The organism is Candidatus Symbiopectobacterium sp. NZEC135, assembly GCF_025962695.1.
The window spans coordinates 1-1,726 of the sequence record NZ_JAGFPF010000344.1; the positions used below are offsets into that span (position 1 = coordinate 1).

The following is a 1,726-nucleotide window of genomic DNA, read 5'->3' on the forward strand; positions in this document are numbered from 1 at the left end:
TCGGCAGAGTCCAGACCGCTGATGGTGCCACGGTTTCACCGCATGTTGACCGGGTGGAAAAGCCCGCAACCCACTGACAACTGAGGAGTCATGCAGATGAACGATGAACACCCGCATCCGGTGCCTGATGGTGCAGAGCCTTCTCCTTCGCAACAGGATGACGATATTGCCGCGCTGGAGCGCGAAGCCCGTGCAAGGCGTGAAGCGACGCTTCTCACCGCGCAGGACGATGAAGAGAACGACCCGCTACAACCCGCCGTCAATAAACTGAAAAAGCGCAGGCGCGGGAAAGCCACCGCGTTTCTGGCGATCGCCGCCGTTGCGCTGATTGCGCTGGCATGGGCGGGCAACTGGGTATATCGCAATCTACTCTGGCAACCCGGTGAAGAGAAGCGGCAGGATGCTACGCCACAGCCGAACCGCAGCGATTACCGGCAGCGTACCGATCTGGGTACGCAAGATACCGGGGCCGAAGCATCCGAACCGGCAGAAAACAACCCGCGCATGACGACAGCCCCGGAGCCTGAGATGCCGCCTCAACTTGATAAAGCCCATTTTTTGGTTCGGCGTGATGGTTCAGCCGCTGCGGCTCAAAACCCGGTCCGGACCAGGCAGCAGGAGATGACGCAGGCAGCCTCTGCCGGACAGCAACCAGACACCACGTCGCCACCGTCGGAACTCTCCCCGGCAGCAGTCCGGCGTATTCCTTACAACCCGGACCTGTACGTCCCGGAAAATATCGCTATTCCCTGTTCACTGGATTACCGCTTTGTCTCGGACCGGGCGGGGAAAATCCGCTGCACGATCGCCGACGATATCTGGAGTGCCAGCGGTAATACGAAGCTGATTGAAAAAGGGACCACGGCTTCAGGCGTTTATCAGACTGGTGCAGAGACAGGAATGACGCAAGGACAGGGACGCGCCTTTCTTATCATCACAAAACTGCGTACCCGCCAGCCCCCTTATCTTGATATTCCGCTGATCGATACCCGTGCTGCCGGAGAACTGGGCGAGGCTGGCGTTGACGGCTGGATCGACACGCATTTCAGAGAGCGCTTCGGTGGCGCATTACTGGTCGGGATGATCCCTGATATTGGTGCATGGGCATCTAACAGTGCTGGTCAGAAAGACCGTAACACGGACTATACCGAAAACAGCCGTCAGGCCATGGCGGATATGGCACGTTCCACGCTGGAAAACAGCATCAATATCCCGCCTACCCTCTACAAAAATCAGGGGGAGATCATCAATCTGATCACAGGGCGGGATATTGATTTTTCCGGCATCTATACACTGAGGATGAAGAATGAATAATCGAAAGTTTCTGTTTGGCGTCACCGCGACAGACGTCATCGTCAGGGACGATTACAACAATGTTGTAGTCAACGACGTAATGTCACACCTTACCGGGATCAGGAGAATAGTCATGACATGTTATCGTGCCGGGGGCGCATTGACAGAGTTCATCATTGACTTTGGGGAAGAACAAACGTTCTGCCTCACCATCGGTGAAGATTCTCTGGATGTAGCGCCTTTTACCTCAGACGATATCCGGCTGGCACATAAGCAGATATCGCTGCCTGACGTCACCGATATTATCATTCTTGCGACGACATTAGCCCGCTATGCCGGACTGTCCCCATCCTTCTCCGGTGATGGAGAATCATCTGCCTTGCTGGAGTTCAGCACGTAGTAAATCGCCAGTTGACGTAGTTTTGATATTTCA

Annotated in this window: 2 protein-coding genes; both read left to right on the forward strand. The window is 55.3% G+C overall.

The features are described 5' to 3' along the window. Positions 1-96 precede the first annotated feature (96 nt). Positions 97-1,314, forward strand: coding sequence for a VirB10/TraB/TrbI family type IV secretion system protein (gene virB10, locus J5224_RS26670; RefSeq protein WP_261867617.1), 1,218 nt, complete (start codon positions 97-99; stop codon positions 1,312-1,314). Next, a complete protein-coding gene (locus J5224_RS26675) occupies positions 1,307-1,693 on the forward strand; it encodes a hypothetical protein (protein ID WP_264628180.1) in 387 nt (128 codons plus the stop codon). Before virB10 ends, J5224_RS26675 begins: the two co-directional genes overlap by 8 nt. Positions 1,694-1,726 lie beyond the last annotated feature (33 nt).